Raw genomic sequence first — 16,993 nt, 5'->3', positions numbered from 1 at the left:
CCGGGGACCGCGCCGTCCGGTGAGCGGCACCCGGACCGTCCGCTGCCCGCCCCGGCGGCCGTCCGGACGATCCGCCGGATGGCTCCGAGGGCTGGTGGCACCCGACATGCGCCGATAGGTTCAGCCCGACCTTTGCTATCCCAAGGGGAGGGTGCATGCGCAAGGCCACCAGATGGCTGCTGTCACTCGCCGTGCTCATAGGCACGGTGGGCGGCGGCAGCGTGTCGGCAGGGGCGGCCACCGCCGCCGAGCCGAAGACCGAGGACATCAAGGACCGGATCCTGGCGATCCCGGGCATGAGCCTCATCGAAGAGAAGCCGGTGGACGGCTACCGCTACTTCGTCCTGAACTACACCCAGCCGATTGACCACCGGCACCCGTCGAAGGGGACGTTCCAGCAGCGGCTGACCCTGCTGCACAAGTCGGTCGACCGCCCGACGGTGTTCTTCACCTCCGGCTACAACGTCAACACCACGCCGTCCCGCAGCGAACCCACCAAGATCATCGACGGCAATCAAGTCTCCCTGGAGTACCGCTACTTCACCCCGTCGCGGCCCACTCCCACGGACTGGAAGAAGCTGAACATCCGGCAGGCCGCCGACGACCAGCACCGCATCTTCCAGGCGCTGCACCGTATCTACCGGAAGAACTGGATCGACACCGGCGGCAGCAAGGGCGGCATGACGGCCACCTACTACCGGCGCTTCTTCCCGCACGACATGAACGGCACCGTCGCCTACGTCGCGCCCAACGACGTACGCAACGACGAGGACTCCGCGTACGACCGGTTCTTCAAGACCGTCGGGACCGCGCAGTGCCGCGCCGACCTCGCCGCCATCGAGCGCGAGGCCCTGCTGCGCCGCAAGGAGATGGTCGGCCGCTTCCAGGACTGGGCCGACAAGCAGAAGCAGACCTTCAAGACCGTCGGCAGCGCCGACCGGGCCTACGAGGTCATGGTCACGGACCTGGTCTTCGGATTCTGGCAGTACCAGCCGGCCGAGACCGCCTGTGCCGAGGTCCCCAAGCCGACCGTCTCCACGGACGGGCTGTGGGCGTGGATGGACAAGGTCGGCGGCTTCGACAGCTACACCGACCAGGGCATGGAGCCGTACACGCCGTACTACTACCAGGCCGGCACCCAGCTGGGGGAGCCCGGCTACGCCTACCCGAACCTGGCCGGCCTGCTCAAGTACCCCGGCATCAACAACTCGCGGTCGTTCGTGCCCAAGGACATCCCGATGCGCTTCGACCGGCGCGCGATGCCCGACATCGATCACTGGGTGCGCCACCACGCGAACCGGATGATGTTCGTCAACGGCCAGTACGACCCGTGGAGTTCGGAGCACTTCGAGCTCGGCCGGGGCGCCCGGGACTCGTACGTCTTCACCGTGCCCGGCGGCAACCACGGCTCGAACATCGCCAAGCTGAAGGAAGCCGACCGCACCAAGGCCACCGCCGAACTTCTCGACTGGGCCGGCGTCCCGGCCCCGGGCGGCGAGGCCAAGCCGCTGGCGCCGTACAACAAGCAGCTGGACAGGCAGGAGATCCGGCGGATGCCGCTGCTGCGGCCGTAGGGCCGTAGATGCAGCAGGGCAGCACGACCCCCGGCCCGCTGGGCCGCGGAACTCGCGGCCCGCTGGACCATGGGCCGCGGGCTTCCGGCACCGCGGACCCGGCGCGCTCTTCCCGTGAGGGAGGGCGCGCCGGGTCCGTGTCCCGACCTCCGGTCCGTGTCCCGACCTCCGGTCCGTGTCCCGACCTCCGGTCCGTGTCCCGCTCCCGGTCCCGCTCAGTACGACAGGCCGTGGCCGATCCGGTAGAGCGCCGTGGTCGGGGTGTCGGCGCGCATTATCGGGACGGGCAGCCTGCCTGCCGGGTTCCGCCGGCCGGCGATCACCCGGGCCGCCGCCCGCAGCTCCACGTCCGTCCAGGAGTAGCTCGCCAGCGCCGCCTTCACCCCGGCCAACTGGGCGATGTCGTAGGGATTGCGGACCGCCAGCTGCACCACCGGCTTACCCGTGGCCAGCAGCGCGGCGACCAGCTTCCGCTGGGGCGAGTCCGCGGTCACGTTGTAGGTGGCCACCACCACCGCGTCCCGCGCGGTGAGCGCCGCCACCGCCTCGTCGATCTGCTGCCGGCCCGGCGACAGGCCGGTGGACAGCGCGGTGGCGGTGAAGCCGAGCTCGGTGAAGGTCTTCGCCAGGACCGTGGTGGGCGGGCCGCCGGTGCCGGACGGCGCGGCCGCGTCGAAGCCCACCACCAGCACCCTGCGCTCCCGGCGCCGGGACAGCGGCAGGATCCCGGCGTCGTTGCGCAGCAGGGTGGTGGTGCGGTCCGCGATCCGGTCCGCGGTGGCGAGATGGCTGCGGGTGCCGACGGCCCGGTCCACCGCCCGGTGGGTGGTGTAGGGGTTCGTGAAGAGCCCGCGCCGGTCCTTGAGCAGCAGGATGCGCATCAGCTTCGCGTCGAGGTCCCGCTCGGACAGCTCACCGTCCGCGAGCGCCTTGAGGACGGCGGCGTGCGCGACGGACAGGTCCGGCGGGTTCAGCAGCTGGTCGACACCGGCCTTGAGGGCCAGCACCGGCACCCGGGCGTCGCCGTACTTCACCCGTACGCCCTCCATGCCGAGGGAGTCGGTCACGACCACACCGTCGTAGCCGAGGCGTTCGCGCAGGATGCCGGTGAGGATCGGCCGGGAGAGCGTGGCCGGGTCCTCGCTCTTGTCGAAGGCGGGCACCACGATGTGCGCCGTCATGATCGAATCGATGCCGGCGGCGATCGCGGCCTTGAACGGCGGCGCGTCCAGCCGCTCCCACTCCTCGGCCGTGTGGTGGATGTACGGCAGCCCGACATGGCTGTCGGTGTCGGTGTCGCCGTGACCGGGGAAGTGCTTGGCGCAGGCGGCGACTCCGGCACGCTGATAGCCCGTCACCTCGGCGGCGACCATACGGGCCACGGCCTGCGGGTCCGCCCCGAAGGAACGGACGCCGATGACGGGGTTGGCCGGGTTGACATTGACGTCGGCGTCCGGCGCGTAGTCCTGCCGGATCCCCATCGCGAACAACTCCTCGCCGGCGATCCGGCCCGCCGTACGGGCATCGTCGCGGGAGCGGCCCGCGCCCAGCGCCATCGCCCCGGGGAACAGCGTGGCGGGCGCGCCGACCCGGGCCACTATGCCGTGTTCCTGGTCGGTGGAGATCAGCAGCGGCACGGGCACGCGCTGGGCGGCGGCGGCCTTCTGGATGCCGTTGGAGAGGTCGGCGATCTGATGCGGTTCACGGGTGTTGTGCGCCCAGCCGAAGTAGATGATGCCGCCGACGTGGTACTTGGCGATCAGCTCCGCGGCGTTGGCGACCCCGATCTCCTTCTGGTTGGCGGCGACATCGGCCGGGTCCGGGTCGGTGGCGGAATGCCCGTAGACCCGCATGACGAAGAGCTGGCCGACCTTTTCCTCCGGAGTCATACGGGAGATCAGGCGGCGCAGCCGGGCCCGGGTGGCGGGGGAGGAGGGCTGGTGCCCTTGGGGGGACGCCGCGGCGTGCGCGGGGGCGGCGCCCGCGGCAGCGGCGGCGGCCGCGGCGGCCGCGGTGGTCAGGACGGTACGTCTGGAGTGCATCTGCGCTCCTTCCGGAGGGCTTCCTCGGCTCTGTGAAGGAAACTTCCAAGGAGACACGGATAGCCGGAAAACTATTGTCGGTCAATGACTCCTTCCGCGGTGGCGCCCAGGGATTGCGGGGCGGCCGGGGATGTGTGATGGGGCGTCAGGCGCCAGGTGCACTGACCACGAGCGTGGTGAGCAGTCACTCGGTTTGATCCAATGGCGAAGACCTCCGGTGTGGTGGAGGCGTCCAGGCTGGCGGGAAAGCCGCCGGCTGTGCCCTGTGCCGGCGCGCATCCTGGCTTTCGTTCCGGGAGGTCGCCTATTCGTTCCGGATAATGCCATCGGCGGACGGGAGCCTCTTTTTTGCCTCCGTGTGGAACCACTCGATGAGGTGCGTACCGAAAAGCGTGGAGGCGAATTCCGGATCCCACTCCGTGCTCAGATCCGGCATCACTCTCTGGCTCCACGCAAAGGTAACCGCGGGGTGGCTTTCCATGGAGAACGTGGCGATGACCCAGATACCGTCGTTCCGGTGGTCGAGGGCAAAGTTCTGCAGTGAGCCTCGGTCTTCTTCCGCCGCCAGATCATTCCGCACGGCGGATTCGGCGGATCGCTGGAATTGGTCAAGCCACTGGTGGGGATCCAGGCCGCCACGCGGCGTGTAGTCCACAGCCCCTCCTCGCCGGACCGGTCATTCGACGAAGGCCGTGGTCACGCCCACCGGGCGACCGTCCTTCGATGCACTGTCCTCACGCTCTGTGAATACTACCCTGAACATTTCCCCGGTGGCCGTCCGGTTCCTGGCAACGATCTTGTTTCCGTCCTTTTCCGAAAAATGAGTTACGAATGGTCCACTTGCCGGCAGCCACCTCTTTGGCTGGCGCGGAAATGCTGTGGAGCTGTGGACCTGTGGCGGCTTGCGCGGGGGCTGCCGACGCTCCCAGAAGTCCCATACTGGTGAAGGAAATGGCCGCAATTCCTGCCGCTATCTTCTTGTCATGGCAAATGACGCGAGGTCGATCCTCCTCGATTGCCCACCAGCTGGCTGGATGAGCCACCTGCCCGCAAGCTCTGGCCTTGCGCGTCCGTATCGGCCTGGACGGCCCGCAGAATCCATTCCCACGTGCCGCCCGCCGACCAGCCCGCGCCCTTAAGGCGTGGGGGAGTGCGTGCCGGACGCCGCGGGCCAGAAGGGAGATGGGGCTTACGCGTCCGGGGGGGGAGCGGAGCCGCGCCGCCGCTCCCCCTCCCGCGGCCGGGCAGGGTCAGGAGTCGGCGGTGGGCCCGGAGAGGAGTCGCTGGAGGTGTGCGCGGCCCGGGGTCAGCAGGTCGGGGAGGTCGGCTGCCTGGGGGTACCAGCGCTTCTCGTACTCCCAGCAGAGCCAGCCGCCCGCCCCCTGGTCGTAGCTGCCCTCGGGAGTCGGCACGGGGCCGTGGGCGTCCTCGGGGTCCCGGGCGAGGGTGCCCAGGACGTCCGCCAGCGGCAGTACGCCGGCACCGAGCGGGAGCGGGGCGCAGTCCTCGGCCGAGACGACATCCTTGACCTGCACATAGCCCAGATGCGGGGCGAGTGCGGCATGGGTGTCGACGGGCTCCTCGCCGCCGAGCCAGCTGTGCAGCACGTCCCAGAGGGCCCCGATCTGACGATGCCCCACGGGGCCCAGAACACGGGCGGCGTCCGCGCCCGTGCGATGGGAGTCATGGGTCTCCAGCAGGACCCGGACGCCCCGTTCGGCGGCGAGCGGGGCCACCGCGGCGAGCCGGCGGGCGGCGTCCGCATCCGCCTCGGCCGCCGGGCGGTCACCCCCGCCGGGGAAGACCCGGACGTACGGCGCCCCCAGATCCGCCGCGAGCAGCACCAGCTCGCTCAACTCGTGTGCCAACTCCTCCTCGCCCGCCGCGTCCCGGGCGGCCGCGACCCTCGCGTATCCGGCCACCGCCAGGATCTCGACACCGGCGTCGGCGAACTGGCCGCGCACCGCGGCGCGTTCCCGCGTCCCGAGCAGCGGATGCACCGGCTCCTCCGGATGAGCCCGCAGTTCCACCCCCTGATACCCGGTGTCGGCCGCCAGCCGCAGCACCTCCGCCACCGGCATCCCCGGCACACCGAGGGTCGAGAAGGCGAATCGCATCGCCGGGGTGGAGCCGTCCGTGACGTCCGTGCCGCCCGTGTTGACCATGCCTGCGCTCCTCCTGGTCGCTGATGTCCTCCCCGTCCTTCCCCGTCCCCTCCCCGTCTCTTCCTGCCCGTTCCCGCCCCTCGCCCGCCGTCAGAGCGTCAGTCGCCAGTCCTGTCCGACCAGGTCCTGACCGAAGCTGTGGTGCGCCGACTCGGAGACCAGCTCGAATCCGGCCCGCTGGTAGATGCCGCGGGCCGCGTCGAGTATGGAGTTGGTCCACAGCACCATCTCGCCGTACCCGGCCTCCCGGGCGAACTCCACACAGGAATCGACGAGTTGACGGCCCACGCCGTGGCCTCGGGCGCTCGGCTCCACCAGCAGCAGCCGCAGCCGGGCGACGCCCGGCAGGCCGTCCCGTACACACATCACGGCGCCCACCCGCTCCCCGCCCAGCTCCGCGATCCAGGTGCGGTCCCACTGCGGGTCGAAGTCCTCGGCGTACTCCGCCACGATCCGGGCCACCAGCGCCTCATAGCTCAGATCGAAGCCGTACTCGGCGGCATAGAGGGCGGCGTTGCGCTCCACCATCCAACCCAGGTCGCCGGGGCGCGAGGTGCGCAGCGTGAGCCGGGGCGTCCCGGCGTCGGCGAGATCCTCCGTGTCCTTGCCGAGCAGGACGCGGATGGCCCGCATCGATTCCAGCAGGCGGGCCCGGTCCGCCGCGGAGAGGTCCGTCAGCAGGGTGCCCGCGGCTTCCTGGGAACCCTCCTCCAGCAGCCCGGCCGCCTCCCAGCCGAGGGGGGTCAGCATGATGCGCTGCCGGCGGCGATCCTCTTCGGACCTGGTGCGGGTGATCAGCAGGCGGTCCTCGAACCTGCTCAGCAGCCTGCTGAGGTAGCCGGCATCCAGCGAGAGGGACACCCGGAGGTCCGTGGACTCCACCCGCTGGCGGCGGGCGAGCTCGTACATGACCCGGGCCTCGGTGTGGGTGAACGGTGAGTAGAGGTGTCGCCCGTAGTCCTGCGCGCAGATCAGGTTGACCCAGAAACGGTTGAATCGGCGCAGCTCACGGGCGTCGGATGAGATGTCGGGCGGGGTGTCGGCCGTTGCATCGGGTGGTGTGGTCATCGGCGAGCCTCGTCGTCATCGTTGACTGCGTCATCGTTTGACGGAGTCAAGGATAAATCGTCTGGGTCGATTTGCACACCCCCAGCCTGCCTCGATCGCACGGCCTGCGTCCGTGCCCCGCCGGCGCTCAGCCGCTCCTCGCCGTCCCGCTATGCGTGCTGGCGTCCCGGCGTGAGAAGGCGCTTACTGGTCCGGATGCCTACCTACGGTGAGCGAGAGGGGCCGGACCGTGACATGCACGACCGTACGCATCGCCATGAACGGGGTGACCGGGCGCATGGGATACCGCCAGCATCTGGTGCGCTCCGTCCTGGCCCTGCGCGACCAGGGCGGCCTCGCGCTGGCCGACGGGACGGTGATCCGGCCGGAGCCGGTGCTCGTCGGCCGTTCCGCGTCCAAGCTGCGGGCCCTGGCCGCACGCCACGAGCTGCAGCACTGGAGCTGTGACCTCGACGCCGTACTGGGCGACGACGGCATCGACATCTACTTCGACGCGCAGATCACCGCCGCTCGCGAGGAAGCGGTGAAGAAGGCGATCGCCGCCGGAAAGCAGGTGTACGTGGAGAAGCCCACCGCGAGCAGCCTCGCGGGCGCACGGGAACTGGCCCGGCTGGCCCGGGAGGCGGGCGTCAAGAACGGCGTCGTCCAGGACAAGCTCTTCCTTCCCGGCCTGCGCAAGCTCCGCCGCCTCGTCGAGGGCGGCTTCTTCGGCCGCGTCCTGTCCGTACGGGGCGAGTTCGGATACTGGGTCTTCGAAGGAGACTGGCAGCCGGCGCAGCGCCCCTCCTGGAACTACCGTGCCGAGGACGGCGGCGGCATCGCGGCCGACATGTTCCCGCACTGGGAGTACGTCCTGCACGAACTGTTCGGGCCGGTCCGCAGCGTCCAGGCGCACGTCACCACGCACATCCCGCGCCGCTGGGACGAGTCGGGCACCCCGTACGACGCCACCGCGGACGACGCCGCGTACGGCATCTTCGAGCTGGCCGGCGACATCGTCGCGCAGATCAACTCCTCCTGGGCGGTCCGGGTGCACCGCGACGAACTGGTGGAGTTCCAGGTGGACGGCACCGAGGGGTCGGCCGTCGCCGGGCTGCGCCACTGCCGGGTGCAGCACCGCGCCGGCACGCCGAGGCCGGTCTGGAACCCCGACGTCCCGGCCTCCGAGCCGTTCCGCGACCAGTGGCAGGAGGTCCCCGACAACGCCGGTTTCGACAACGGCTTCAAGGCGCAGTGGGAGCTGTTCCTGCGGCACGTCGTACGGGACGAGCCCTGGCGCTGGGATCTGGCGGCGGGCGCCCGGGGCGTCCAGCTCGCCGAACTCGCGCTGCGGTCCTCGGCGGAGGGACGCCGCCTGCCGGTGCCGGAGCTGAGCCGGTGAACGCCCCGATGAACGCACCGGTGAACGCCGCGATGAACCCCTCCCCTTCCGCGCGTTCCCCGTTGCGCTCCCGTACGGTCTTCGCCGCCGCCCATGTGGTGGCCGATCCGTCCGCCGGCACCACCCCGGGCGGCCCGGCCGTCCTCGACTGGGACGCCACCCTCGCCTTCCGCCGCCATCTGTGGGCGCACGGCCTGGGCGTGGCCGAGGCGATGGACACCGCTCAGCGCGGGATGGGCCTGGACTGGGCGGTCGCCGCCGAGCTGATCCGCCGCTCCGCCGCCGAGGCCAGGGCGGTCGGCGGACTCCTGGCCTGCGGCGTGGGAACCGATCAACTTCCCGCCCACGGTGCGACGTTGGCCGAGGTGCGGGCCGCCTACGAGGAGCAACTCGCCGTCGTCGAGGACGCCGGCGCCCGGCCCGTCCTGATGGCGTCCCGTCAGCTCGCCGCGGCCGCCACCGGCCCGGACGACTACCAGGAGCTGTACGGCCACCTCCTGCGCCAGACCACCCGGCCGGTCATCCTGCACTGGCTCGGCCCGATGTTCGACCCGGCACTGGCGGGCTACTGGGGCAGCGACGCATACGACGCCGCCACCAAGACGCTGCTCCAGATCGTCGCCGACCACCCGGACGCGGTGGACGGCGTGAAGATCTCGCTGCTGGACGCCGGCCGGGAAGTACGGCTGCGCCGCCGGCTGCCGCGGGGCGTCCGCTGCTACACCGGCGACGACTTCCACTACCCGGAGCTGATCGCGGGCGACGAACACGGCTTCAGCCATGCGCTGCTGGGCATCTTCGACCCGCTCGCCCAGCGGGCCGCCGAGGCCGTACGCCGTCTCGACGCCGCGGGCCCCGGAGGTGTGGCCGCGTTCCGGGCCGTCCTGGACCCGACCGTCGCGCTCGCCCGGCACCTCTTCCAGGCACCCACCCGCTACTACAAGACCGGCATCGTCCTGCTCGCCTGGCTGGCCGGCCACCAGTCGCACTTCACCATGGTGGGCGGGCTGCAGTCGGCGCGCTCGCCCGAGCACCTGCGGCGCGCCTACGAACTGGCCGACGGACTGGGCCTGTTCCCGGACCCGGAACGCGCCGCCCGGCGGATGCGCACCCTGCTCGCCGCCCACGGCGCGGAGGATGCATGAGCGGCGACCCGTCCGCCCTGCTGGGCCGGCTCAGCCTCAACCAGGAGACCGTCCGGCAGTGGTCGCTGCCCGAACTGGCCGACGGATGCGCCCGGGCCGGTGTACGGGGCGTGGGCCTGTGGCGCGCACCCGTGCAGGAGTACGGGGTGCGGGCGGCGGCCCGGCTCGTACGGGACGCCGGGCTGCGGGTCACCAGCCTGTGCCGGGGCGGGTTCCTCACGGCGACGGACCCGGGCGAGCGGGCGGCCGCCCTGGAGGACAACCGTGCGGCCGTCGACGAGGCGGCCGCCCTCGGGACGGACACCCTGGTACTGGTCTCCGGCGGACTGCCGGCCGGCAGCCGGGACCTGGCCGGTGCCCGGGAGCGGATCGCGGACGCCCTGGGTGAGTTGGGGCCGTACGCGGCGGAACGGGGCGTCCGGCTGGCGCTCGAACCGCTGCACCCGATGTACGCGGCGGACCGGTGCGTGGTCTCGACGCTCGCCCAGGCACTGGACCTCGCCGAGCGGTTCCCCGCCGCGCAGGTGGGGGTGGTCGTCGACACGTACCACCTGTGGTGGGACGACACGGTCGGCGCGCAGATCGCCCGCGCGGGCGGCGCCGGCGGCACGCCGTCGCGGATCGCCGCGTTCCAGCTCGCCGACTGGGTCACCCCGCTGCCCGCGGGGGCCCTGCTGGGGCGGGGGCAGCTCGGGGACGGCTCGGTGGACCTGCGGTGGTTCCGGCGACGGGTCGAGGCGGCCGGCTACCGGGGCCCGATCGAGGTGGAGATCTTCCAGCCGGCGCTGTGGGCGCGGGACGGCGCGGAGGTGCTGGCGGAGATCGTCGACCGCTTCCGCACCCACGTCGGGTGAGACCGGCGGGCGGGCCGCGCACTCTCGGGCCCGAGGGAAATAACCCCGCGAAGGTGCACAACCGTTGACCGTTCACGGAAGTCATATCTGACGCTGGTCCCGACAAAGGGGGGATCCGGGGGGATCCGGGACCGGTGTGGAGGGGGAATCGAGGGGCCCGGCATCGGACGGGCCCCTCGATGGTGCCCCGGACGCCCCGGCCGACGGCGCCCTGTCAGACCCCGGCGGTACCGTCGGGTCATGGTCAACGCAGCCGTCGTCGAAGGGGTCCTGGAGCGGATCACCTACGCCAACGAGGAGAGCGGCTACACGGTCGCGCGGGTCGACACGGGCCGTGGCGCCGGCGATCTGCTGACCGTCGTCGGCGCCTTGCTGGGGGCGCAGCCGGGCGAGTCGCTGCGCATGGAGGGACGCTGGGGCTCCCACCCCCAGTACGGCAAGCAGTTCACCGTCGAGAACTACACCACCGTCCTGCCCGCCACCATCCAGGGCATCCGCCGCTATCTGGGCTCCGGCCTGATCAAGGGCATCGGCCCGCGGATCGCGGACCGCATCGTCGAACACTTCGGCACGGACACCCTCGACGTCATCGAGACCGACCCCGCGCGCCTGGTGGAGGTGCCCGGCCTCGGCCCCAAGCGGACGAAGCTGATCGGCGCGGCATGGGAGGAGCAGAAGGCCATCAAGGAAGTCATGGTCTTCCTCCAGGGCGTCGGCGTCTCGACCTCCATCGCCGTGCGGATCTACAAGAAGTACGGGGACGCCTCGATCTCCGTCGTCCGCAACGAGCCCTACCGCCTGGCCGCCGACGTCTGGGGCATCGGCTTCCTGACCGCCGACCGCATCGCGCAGTCCGTGGGCATCCCGCACGACAGCCCGGAGCGGGTCAAGGCGGGCCTGCAGTATGCGCTGTCGCAGTCCACGGACCAGGGCCACTGCTTCCTGCCCGAGGAGCAACTGATCGCCGACGCGGTGAAGTTGCTCGGCGTGGACACCGGCCTGGTCATCGACTGCCTGGGCGAGCTGGCCGCGGACCCGGAGGGCGTGGTCCGCGAGAAGGTGCCCGGCGGCGAGGAGGGCGCGCCGGTCACCGCCGTCTATCTGGTGCCGTTCCACCGCGCCGAGATCTCCCTGGCCGGCCGGCTGACCCGGCTGCTGCGCACGGACCAGGACCGGATGCCGGCGTTCCAGGACGTGGTCTGGGACAAGGCGCTGGCCTGGCTGGCGCGGCGGACCGGCGCCGAGCTGGCGCCCGAGCAGCAGCAGGCGGTGCGCCTCGCGCTGACGCAGAAGGTCGCGGTGCTCACCGGCGGCCCCGGCTGCGGCAAATCCTTCACGGTCCGTTCCGTCGTCGAGCTGGCCCGCGCCAAAAAGGCCAAGGTGGTGCTGGCGGCGCCCACGGGCCGCGCCGCCAAGCGGCTCTCGGAGCTGACCGGGGCGGAGGCTTCCACGGTCCACCGCCTCCTGGAGCTGAAGCCCGGCGGGGACGCCGCCTATGACGCGGACCGGCCGCTGGACGCCGATCTGGTGGTCGTCGACGAGGCCTCGATGCTGGATCTGCTGCTCGCCAACAAGCTCGTCAAGGCGGTGCCGCCCGGCGCCCATCTGCTGCTGGTCGGGGACGTCGACCAACTGCCGTCGGTGGGCGCGGGCGAGGTGCTGCGCGATCTGCTCGCCGGGAAAGGGGCCGCGTCCCCGCGGACGGGGTCCGGGGGAGCGTCGGACGGAGGCGGTGGCCGGGTGGCGGGTGGGCCAGTGCCTGCCGTCCGGCTGACCAGGATCTTCCGCCAGGCCCAGCAGTCCGGCGTGGTCACCAACGCCCACCGCATCAACTCCGGCGTGCCGCCCCTGACGACCGGCCTGTCCGACTTCTTCCTGTTCGCCGAGGAGGACTCCGAAGCGGCAGGACGGCTGACGGTGGATGTCGCGGCCCGCCGGATCCCGGCGAAATTCGGCCTCGACCCGCGCCGGGACGTCCAGGTGCTCGCCCCGATGCACCGCGGTCCGGCCGGGGCGGGCGCCCTGAACGGCCTGCTCCAGGAGGCCGTGACCCCCGCCCGGCCCGATCTGCCCGAGCGCCGCTTCGGCGGCCGGGTCTTCCGTGTCGGCGACAAGGTCACTCAGATCAGGAACAATTATGAAAAGGGCCGCAATGGTGTCTTCAACGGCACGGTCGGCGTGGTCACCGCCCTGGACTCCGACGAGCAGCGGCTGACCGTCCGCACCGACGAGGACGAGGAGGTGCCCTACGACTTCGACGAACTCGACGAACTCGCCCACGCCTATGCCGTGACGATCCATCGTTCGCAGGGTAGTGAATATCCAGCAGTGGTGATTCCGGTCACCACCAGTGCCTGGATGATGCTGCAGCGCAATCTGCTGTATACCGCCGTGACCCGGGCAAAGCGTTTGGTGGTGCTGGTCGGCTCCCGGAAGGCCCTCGGACAGGCCGTCCGCACCGTATCCGCCGGTCGGCGGTGCACGGCGCTCGATCACCGGCTCGCCGGTGCGATGTGAGGCCACCCCTCTTTCCCATTCAGGGCGAAGAGGGGCAGGATGGGCACCCGGGCGGCACTGAGTGCCGCTGAGAGGCCCTATGGCCGACCCCGAGTGCACATCCACGTCTCAAATGGGGGAAGGTATAGGCAGTCAGGGCACCTCGAAGAAGAGGCACAACGTCGGTGAGGGATGACGTGAGCGACAACTCTGTAGTACTGCGTTACGGGGACGGCGAATACAGCTACCCGGTCGTCGACAGCACTGTTGGCGACAAGGGCTTCGATATCTCGAAGCTGCGCGCCCAGACCGGTCTGGTGACCCTGGATTCCGGTTACGGCAACACCGCGGCGTATAAATCCGCGATCACCTATCTCGACGGTGAAAACGGCATTCTGCGATACCGCGGCTACCCGATCGAGCAGCTCGCAGAGCGCAGCACGTTCGTCGAGACTGCGTACCTCCTCATCAACGGCGAGCTGCCCACCGTCGATGAGCTGGCGAACTTCAAGCAGGACATCACCTACCACACCCTGCTGCACGAGGACGTCAAGCGCTTCTACGACGGCTTCCCTCGGGACGCCCACCCGATGGCGATGCTGTCCTCGGTGGTCAGCGCGCTGTCGACGTTCTACCAGGACAGCCACAACCCGTTCGACGAGCAGCAGCGCCACATCTCCACGATCCGGCTGCTGGCCAAGCTCCCGACGATCGCGGCCTACGCGTTCAAGAAGTCGGTCGGCCACCCGGTCGTCTACCCGAGCAACGACCTCGGGTACGTCGAGAACTTCCTCCGCATGACCTTCTCGGTGCCCGCCGCGGACTACGACCTCGACCCCGTCGTGGTCAGCGCCCTCGACAAGCTGCTGATCCTGCACGCCGACCACGAGCAGAACTGCTCGACCTCCACCGTGCGCCTGGTCGGCTCCTCGCAGGCGAACCTCTTCGCCTCGATCTCGGCCGGCATCAACGCCCTGTGGGGCCCCCTGCACGGCGGCGCCAACCAGTCCGTGCTGGAGATGCTGGAAGGCATCCAGCGCGACGGCGGCGACGTCGACTCCTTCATCCGCAAGGTGAAGAACAAGGAAGACGGCGTGAAGCTCATGGGCTTCGGGCACCGCGTCTACAAGAACTTCGACCCCCGCGCGAAGATCATCAAGGCGGCGGCACACGACGTCCTCTCCGCGCTCGGCAAGTCCGACGAGCTGCTGGACATCGCGCTCAAGCTGGAGGAGCACGCGCTCTCCGACGACTACTTCGTCTCGCGCAAGCTCTACCCCAACGTCGACTTCTACACCGGCCTGATCTACCGGGCCATGGGCTTCCCGACCGAGATGTTCACCGTGCTCTTCGCGCTCGGCCGGCTCCCCGGCTGGATCGCCCAGTGGCACGAGATGATCAAGGAGCCCGGTTCCCGCATCGGCCGCCCGCGGCAGATCTACACCGGCGTCGTCGAGCGCGACTTCGTGCCGGTCGAGGAGCGCTGACGGCCGCCCTGTGCCGGCAGGCCGCCGAGGGCTGAGACAGAAGAAAGCGCCCCGCCTCCGGATCCCCCCACGGGTCCAGAGCGCGGGGCGCTTCCCGTGTCCCGGTTGGATTCCCCCCACGGGATCCGTCCGGGCGTTCGGGTAGCACCGCGATCTGCCGGGACGCGCACATTCGGGAGGGCCGCTCAAAGCTCCCCGGGCGCGTCGCCCCGGCCACGCGTAGCCGGTCACGATCCCCCAAGATCGGCACGGCTGGTGCAGTGCAAGCCCCACCGGGGTGCCTGCACTGCCCGGTTAGACTCACGACCCCCCTCAATGGTTACGTTCCCTTGAGTGTGATCTGGGTCTCTTGCCATATGGGGGCGAATATGGTCAAGGGCCTCGATTTGGAGATCGGGGCCGTGGGGTATGGGTGTTGTGCCAGTTGTAAGGGCTAGGTGAAATTTCCTGGCCGCGGGCCTTGGCGGCCAGGAAGGCCGGCCTTTGGTGACCCTGCAGGTCGACGAGAAGGGCGCTGCGGCGCCCGCATCAGGCCGCCTGCCCCACCAGCTCGTACCCGGCCTCGTCGACGGCCGCGCGCACGGCCTCCTCGTCCAGCGGGGCCTTTGACGTGACGGTCACCAGGCCGGTGGCGGCGACCGCCTGCACCGAGCTGACCCCGGCGAGCTCGCCGAGCTCGGACGAGACCGCCCCCTCGCAGTGACCGCAGGTCATGCCGGTGACCTTGTAGGTGGTGGTCACCTCGCCGGACCCGCCGTCGGTGTCACCGGTGCGGCCGGCGCCTTCCGGGGTGCAGCAGGAGCTGTTCTCGGTCATGGGGGACTCTCCTTGTGGTGCCGATGCGTGCCATGTGGTGCCAGGTGCCGGAGTGCCGGAATGACCCAGGGGTGACTCAAGCGCCTGCCGGTCCTCTCCGACCCTAAACACCTTATACCCCTAGGGGGTATCAATTCCAGCCGTCGTCGCGCGCACCGCGTTGCCGCACGCCCCACCACGCGTCAGCCTTGGGGGTACGGACTCGGGGCGGATCCGAGGAGGCGGCCGATGGACGTACTCGCCCTCTACGGCCTGCTGGTGCTCACCACGCTGCCGCCACTCGTCCCCAACTCCGCCCTGCTCGTCTCCGCCGGAGTCCTCGCCTCCCGGGGCCAGGCGTTCCTGCCGCTGATCCTCGTCATCGTCGCGGGCAGCGCCCTGCTCGGGGACCTGCTGATGTACCTGGCCGCCCGCCGATTCGGCGGACCCGTACGCGCCTGGATGCGCCGCAACCCCCGCCGCCGGGCACTACTGGAGTGGACCTCCGGGCGGATCCAGCGCTACGGCCTGCCCTTCGTGGTCGCCGTACGGTTCCTGCCCAGCGGGCGCATCGCCGGCGCGCTGGCCTCCGGGGTGCTGCGCTACCCGCTGCGCAAGTACGCGCTCGGCGCCGCCATCGCCGAGGCCAGCTGGGCGAGCTACTCGGTCGGCCTCGGCTACGTCGGCAGCGCCGCCGCCGGCCGCCCCCTCTACGCGGCCGGCATCGGCTTCGGCGTCTCCTGCGTGGTCGCCGCCGTGGGCGCCGCGATCCAGTGGGCCGCCCGCCGCCGCACCCTGCGCGCCTCGTCGCAGGAGAGCGGCGAGAACGAAGGCGGCGGGGCCCACAAGAACGACGGGCCGGAGCGCGGCGGCGGACACCCGTCCTCCGCAACCGCGCTCTGAGGCCCGCTCACCCGCCCTGAGCCGCCCCGCCCGCCCCGGCCCGGACCTCCGCCACGGCGACCGGCGCGCCCGTACGGCGCGAGCGCTCACACGCCTCGGCGACGTACAGCGCCTCCAGCGCCTCCGCCGGCGTACACGGACTCGGCACCCGGCCCGCGGCGACCTCGGAGAAGACACCCAGCTCGGTGACGTAGGCGTCATGGAAGCGCTCCATGAACGTGGCGTACGGAGCAGCCGCCCGGCGCCATGACAGCCCCGCCTCGGCGGACGGCAGCGGCGCCCGGTCGTCGAGGCCGACGACGCGGGCACCCTCGGAGCCGCAGACCTCCAGCCGGACATCGTGGCCCGCGCCGTTGTAGCGGGTCGCCGTGACCGTGGCCAACGTGTCGTCGTCGAAGCGCAGCAGCGCCGCGCAGGTATCGACATCGTCGCCGTCGGCGAAGAAGGACGCACCGCGGTTGGCGCCCTGGGCGTAGACCGAGACCACCTCGCGGCCGGTGAGCCAGCGCAGGATGTCGAAATCATGGATGCTGCAGTCCCGGAACAGCCCCCCGGAGGTGGGGATGTAACCGGCCGGCGGCGGCGTCCGGTCACTGGTGCAGGCGCGCAGGGTGTGCAGCCACCCCAGCTCGCCGGAGCGCAGCGCCTCGCGGGCGGCGCGATAGCCCGCGTCGAAGCGCCGCTGGAAGCCGATCTGCACCGGCACCCCGCAGGCCCGCGCGCGTTCCACCACGCCGAGCGTGCCCGGCACGTCAGGCGCCACCGGCTTCTCGCAGAACACCGGCACCCCGGCGTCCAGGGCCTGATGGATCAGGGTGGCGTGGGCGCTGGTCGCGGCCGTGATCACCACGCCGTCCAGGCCGTCCGCGTACATCTCCGCGATGCCCGGCGCCGCGCGTACGCCGAGGGTGTCCGCCAGCGCGGCGGCGCGTGCGGCGTCCACATCCGCGACCACGAGGTCGGTGATGCCCGGGACGCCGCGGAGGGTCTGGGCGTGGAAGGCGCCGATGCGCCCGGTGCCGATCAGGCCGATCTTCATGCCTCGGAATCCTTTCCGGGGAGGGGGAGGGGAGGGGAGGGGGC

The 16,993-nt window shown here is 71.0% G+C and carries 13 protein-coding genes; 7 read left to right on the top strand and 6 right to left on the bottom strand.

Features of this window, described 5'->3' with window-relative positions:
* The first annotated feature begins 155 nt into the window (after window positions 1-155).
* The gene (locus tag EST54_RS02855) at window positions 156-1,574 is read left to right on the top strand and encodes a S28 family serine protease (protein WP_129244646.1); all 1,419 of its coding nucleotides are present in this window, start codon (window positions 156-158) and stop codon (window positions 1,572-1,574) included.
* A gap of 215 nt (window positions 1,575-1,789) precedes the next feature.
* Here the strand turns inward: EST54_RS02855 and EST54_RS02850 are convergent, their stop codons facing one another.
* The 4 genes from EST54_RS02850 to EST54_RS02835 all read right to left on the bottom strand — a co-directional run bounded on the left by EST54_RS02850 (window position 1,790) and on the right by EST54_RS02835 (window position 6,849).
* Window positions 1,790-3,616, bottom strand: coding sequence for a glycoside hydrolase family 3 protein (locus EST54_RS02850; RefSeq protein WP_129244644.1), 1,827 nt, complete (start codon window positions 3,614-3,616; stop codon window positions 1,790-1,792).
* Window positions 3,617-3,920: 304 nt separating this feature from the next.
* Window positions 3,921-4,271 (bottom strand): hypothetical protein, encoded by a 351-nt coding sequence (locus EST54_RS02845; RefSeq protein WP_129244642.1) that lies wholly within the window; start codon window positions 4,269-4,271, stop codon window positions 3,921-3,923.
* Window positions 4,272-4,866: 595 nt separating this feature from the next.
* A complete protein-coding gene (locus tag EST54_RS02840) occupies window positions 4,867-5,733 on the bottom strand; it encodes a sugar phosphate isomerase/epimerase family protein (RefSeq protein ID WP_161989249.1) in 867 nt (288 codons plus the stop codon).
* A 138-nt stretch (window positions 5,734-5,871) separates the two neighbouring features.
* Window positions 5,872-6,849, bottom strand: coding sequence for a bifunctional helix-turn-helix transcriptional regulator/GNAT family N-acetyltransferase (locus tag EST54_RS02835; protein WP_129244638.1), 978 nt, complete (start codon window positions 6,847-6,849; stop codon window positions 5,872-5,874).
* Between the two features lie 229 nt (window positions 6,850-7,078).
* On the opposite strand from EST54_RS02835, the gene EST54_RS02830 reads away from it, so the two are divergent.
* The 5 genes from EST54_RS02830 to EST54_RS02810 all read left to right on the top strand — a co-directional run bounded on the left by EST54_RS02830 (window position 7,079) and on the right by EST54_RS02810 (window position 14,212).
* Window positions 7,079-8,230, top strand: coding sequence for a Gfo/Idh/MocA family protein (locus tag EST54_RS02830; RefSeq protein WP_129244636.1), 1,152 nt, complete (start codon window positions 7,079-7,081; stop codon window positions 8,228-8,230).
* Between the two features lie 8 nt (window positions 8,231-8,238).
* Window positions 8,239-9,375, top strand: coding sequence for a dihydrodipicolinate synthase family protein (locus EST54_RS02825; protein WP_129244818.1), 1,137 nt, complete (start codon window positions 8,239-8,241; stop codon window positions 9,373-9,375).
* The gene (locus EST54_RS02820; RefSeq protein ID WP_129244634.1) at window positions 9,372-10,229 is read left to right on the top strand and encodes a sugar phosphate isomerase/epimerase family protein; all 858 of its coding nucleotides are present in this window, start codon (window positions 9,372-9,374) and stop codon (window positions 10,227-10,229) included. Before EST54_RS02825 ends, EST54_RS02820 begins: the two co-directional genes overlap by 4 nt.
* A 240-nt stretch (window positions 10,230-10,469) precedes the next feature.
* Window positions 10,470-12,746 (top strand): SF1B family DNA helicase RecD2, encoded by a 2,277-nt coding sequence (gene recD2, locus EST54_RS02815; RefSeq protein ID WP_129244632.1) that lies wholly within the window; start codon window positions 10,470-10,472, stop codon window positions 12,744-12,746.
* Window positions 12,747-12,922: 176 nt separating this feature from the next.
* The gene (locus tag EST54_RS02810) at window positions 12,923-14,212 is read left to right on the top strand and encodes a citrate synthase (protein ID WP_093483327.1); all 1,290 of its coding nucleotides are present in this window, start codon (window positions 12,923-12,925) and stop codon (window positions 14,210-14,212) included.
* 528 nt (window positions 14,213-14,740) lie between these two features.
* Here EST54_RS02810 and EST54_RS02805 read toward each other — a convergent pair.
* Entirely contained in the window at window positions 14,741-15,028 is a 288-nt protein-coding gene (locus EST54_RS02805; protein ID WP_129244630.1) for a heavy-metal-associated domain-containing protein, read from the bottom strand.
* A gap of 228 nt (window positions 15,029-15,256) precedes the next feature.
* Between EST54_RS02805 and EST54_RS02800 the strand changes: the two genes are divergently transcribed.
* Window positions 15,257-15,910 carry a DedA family protein gene (locus EST54_RS02800; RefSeq protein WP_129244628.1) on the top strand — a complete coding sequence of 218 codons (654 nt, stop codon included), beginning with the start codon at window positions 15,257-15,259 and terminating at the stop codon, window positions 15,908-15,910.
* Between the two features lie 7 nt (window positions 15,911-15,917).
* Here EST54_RS02800 and EST54_RS02795 read toward each other — a convergent pair whose 3' ends face one another.
* Window positions 15,918-16,949, bottom strand: a complete 1,032-nt coding sequence (locus EST54_RS02795) for a Gfo/Idh/MocA family protein (RefSeq protein WP_129244626.1) — start codon at window positions 16,947-16,949, stop codon at window positions 15,918-15,920.
* Window positions 16,950-16,993 lie beyond the last annotated feature (44 nt).

Source organism: Streptomyces sioyaensis (assembly GCF_004122735.1).
GTDB classification, from domain to species: Bacteria; Actinomycetota; Actinomycetes; order Streptomycetales; family Streptomycetaceae; genus Streptomyces; species Streptomyces sioyaensis.
Note: the sequence above shows the minus strand (reverse complement) of the source record. Positions and strands in the feature narration are given on the sequence as shown.

Excerpts from the sequence above, each read along its gene's own strand:
- EST54_RS02835 (WP_129244638.1), bottom strand. The coding sequence starts at position 6,849 with ATGACCACACCACCCGATGCAACGGCCGACACCCCGCCCGACATCTCA.
- recD2 (WP_129244632.1), top strand. The coding sequence starts at position 10,470 with ATGGTCAACGCAGCCGTCGTCGAAGGGGTCCTGGAGCGGATCACCTAC.
- EST54_RS02800 (WP_129244628.1), top strand. The coding sequence starts at position 15,257 with ATGGACGTACTCGCCCTCTACGGCCTGCTGGTGCTCACCACGCTGCCG.
- EST54_RS02855 (WP_129244646.1), top strand. The coding sequence starts at position 156 with ATGCGCAAGGCCACCAGATGGCTGCTGTCACTCGCCGTGCTCATAGGC.
- EST54_RS02825 (WP_129244818.1), top strand. The coding sequence starts at position 8,239 with ATGAACGCACCGGTGAACGCCGCGATGAACCCCTCCCCTTCCGCGCGT.
- EST54_RS02820 (WP_129244634.1), top strand. The coding sequence starts at position 9,372 with ATGAGCGGCGACCCGTCCGCCCTGCTGGGCCGGCTCAGCCTCAACCAG.
- EST54_RS02795 (WP_129244626.1), bottom strand. The coding sequence starts at position 16,949 with ATGAAGATCGGCCTGATCGGCACCGGGCGCATCGGCGCCTTCCACGCC.
- EST54_RS02805 (WP_129244630.1), bottom strand. The coding sequence starts at position 15,028 with ATGACCGAGAACAGCTCCTGCTGCACCCCGGAAGGCGCCGGCCGCACC.
- EST54_RS02850 (WP_129244644.1), bottom strand. The coding sequence starts at position 3,616 with ATGCACTCCAGACGTACCGTCCTGACCACCGCGGCCGCCGCGGCCGCC.
- EST54_RS02840 (WP_161989249.1), bottom strand. The coding sequence starts at position 5,733 with ATGCGATTCGCCTTCTCGACCCTCGGTGTGCCGGGGATGCCGGTGGCG.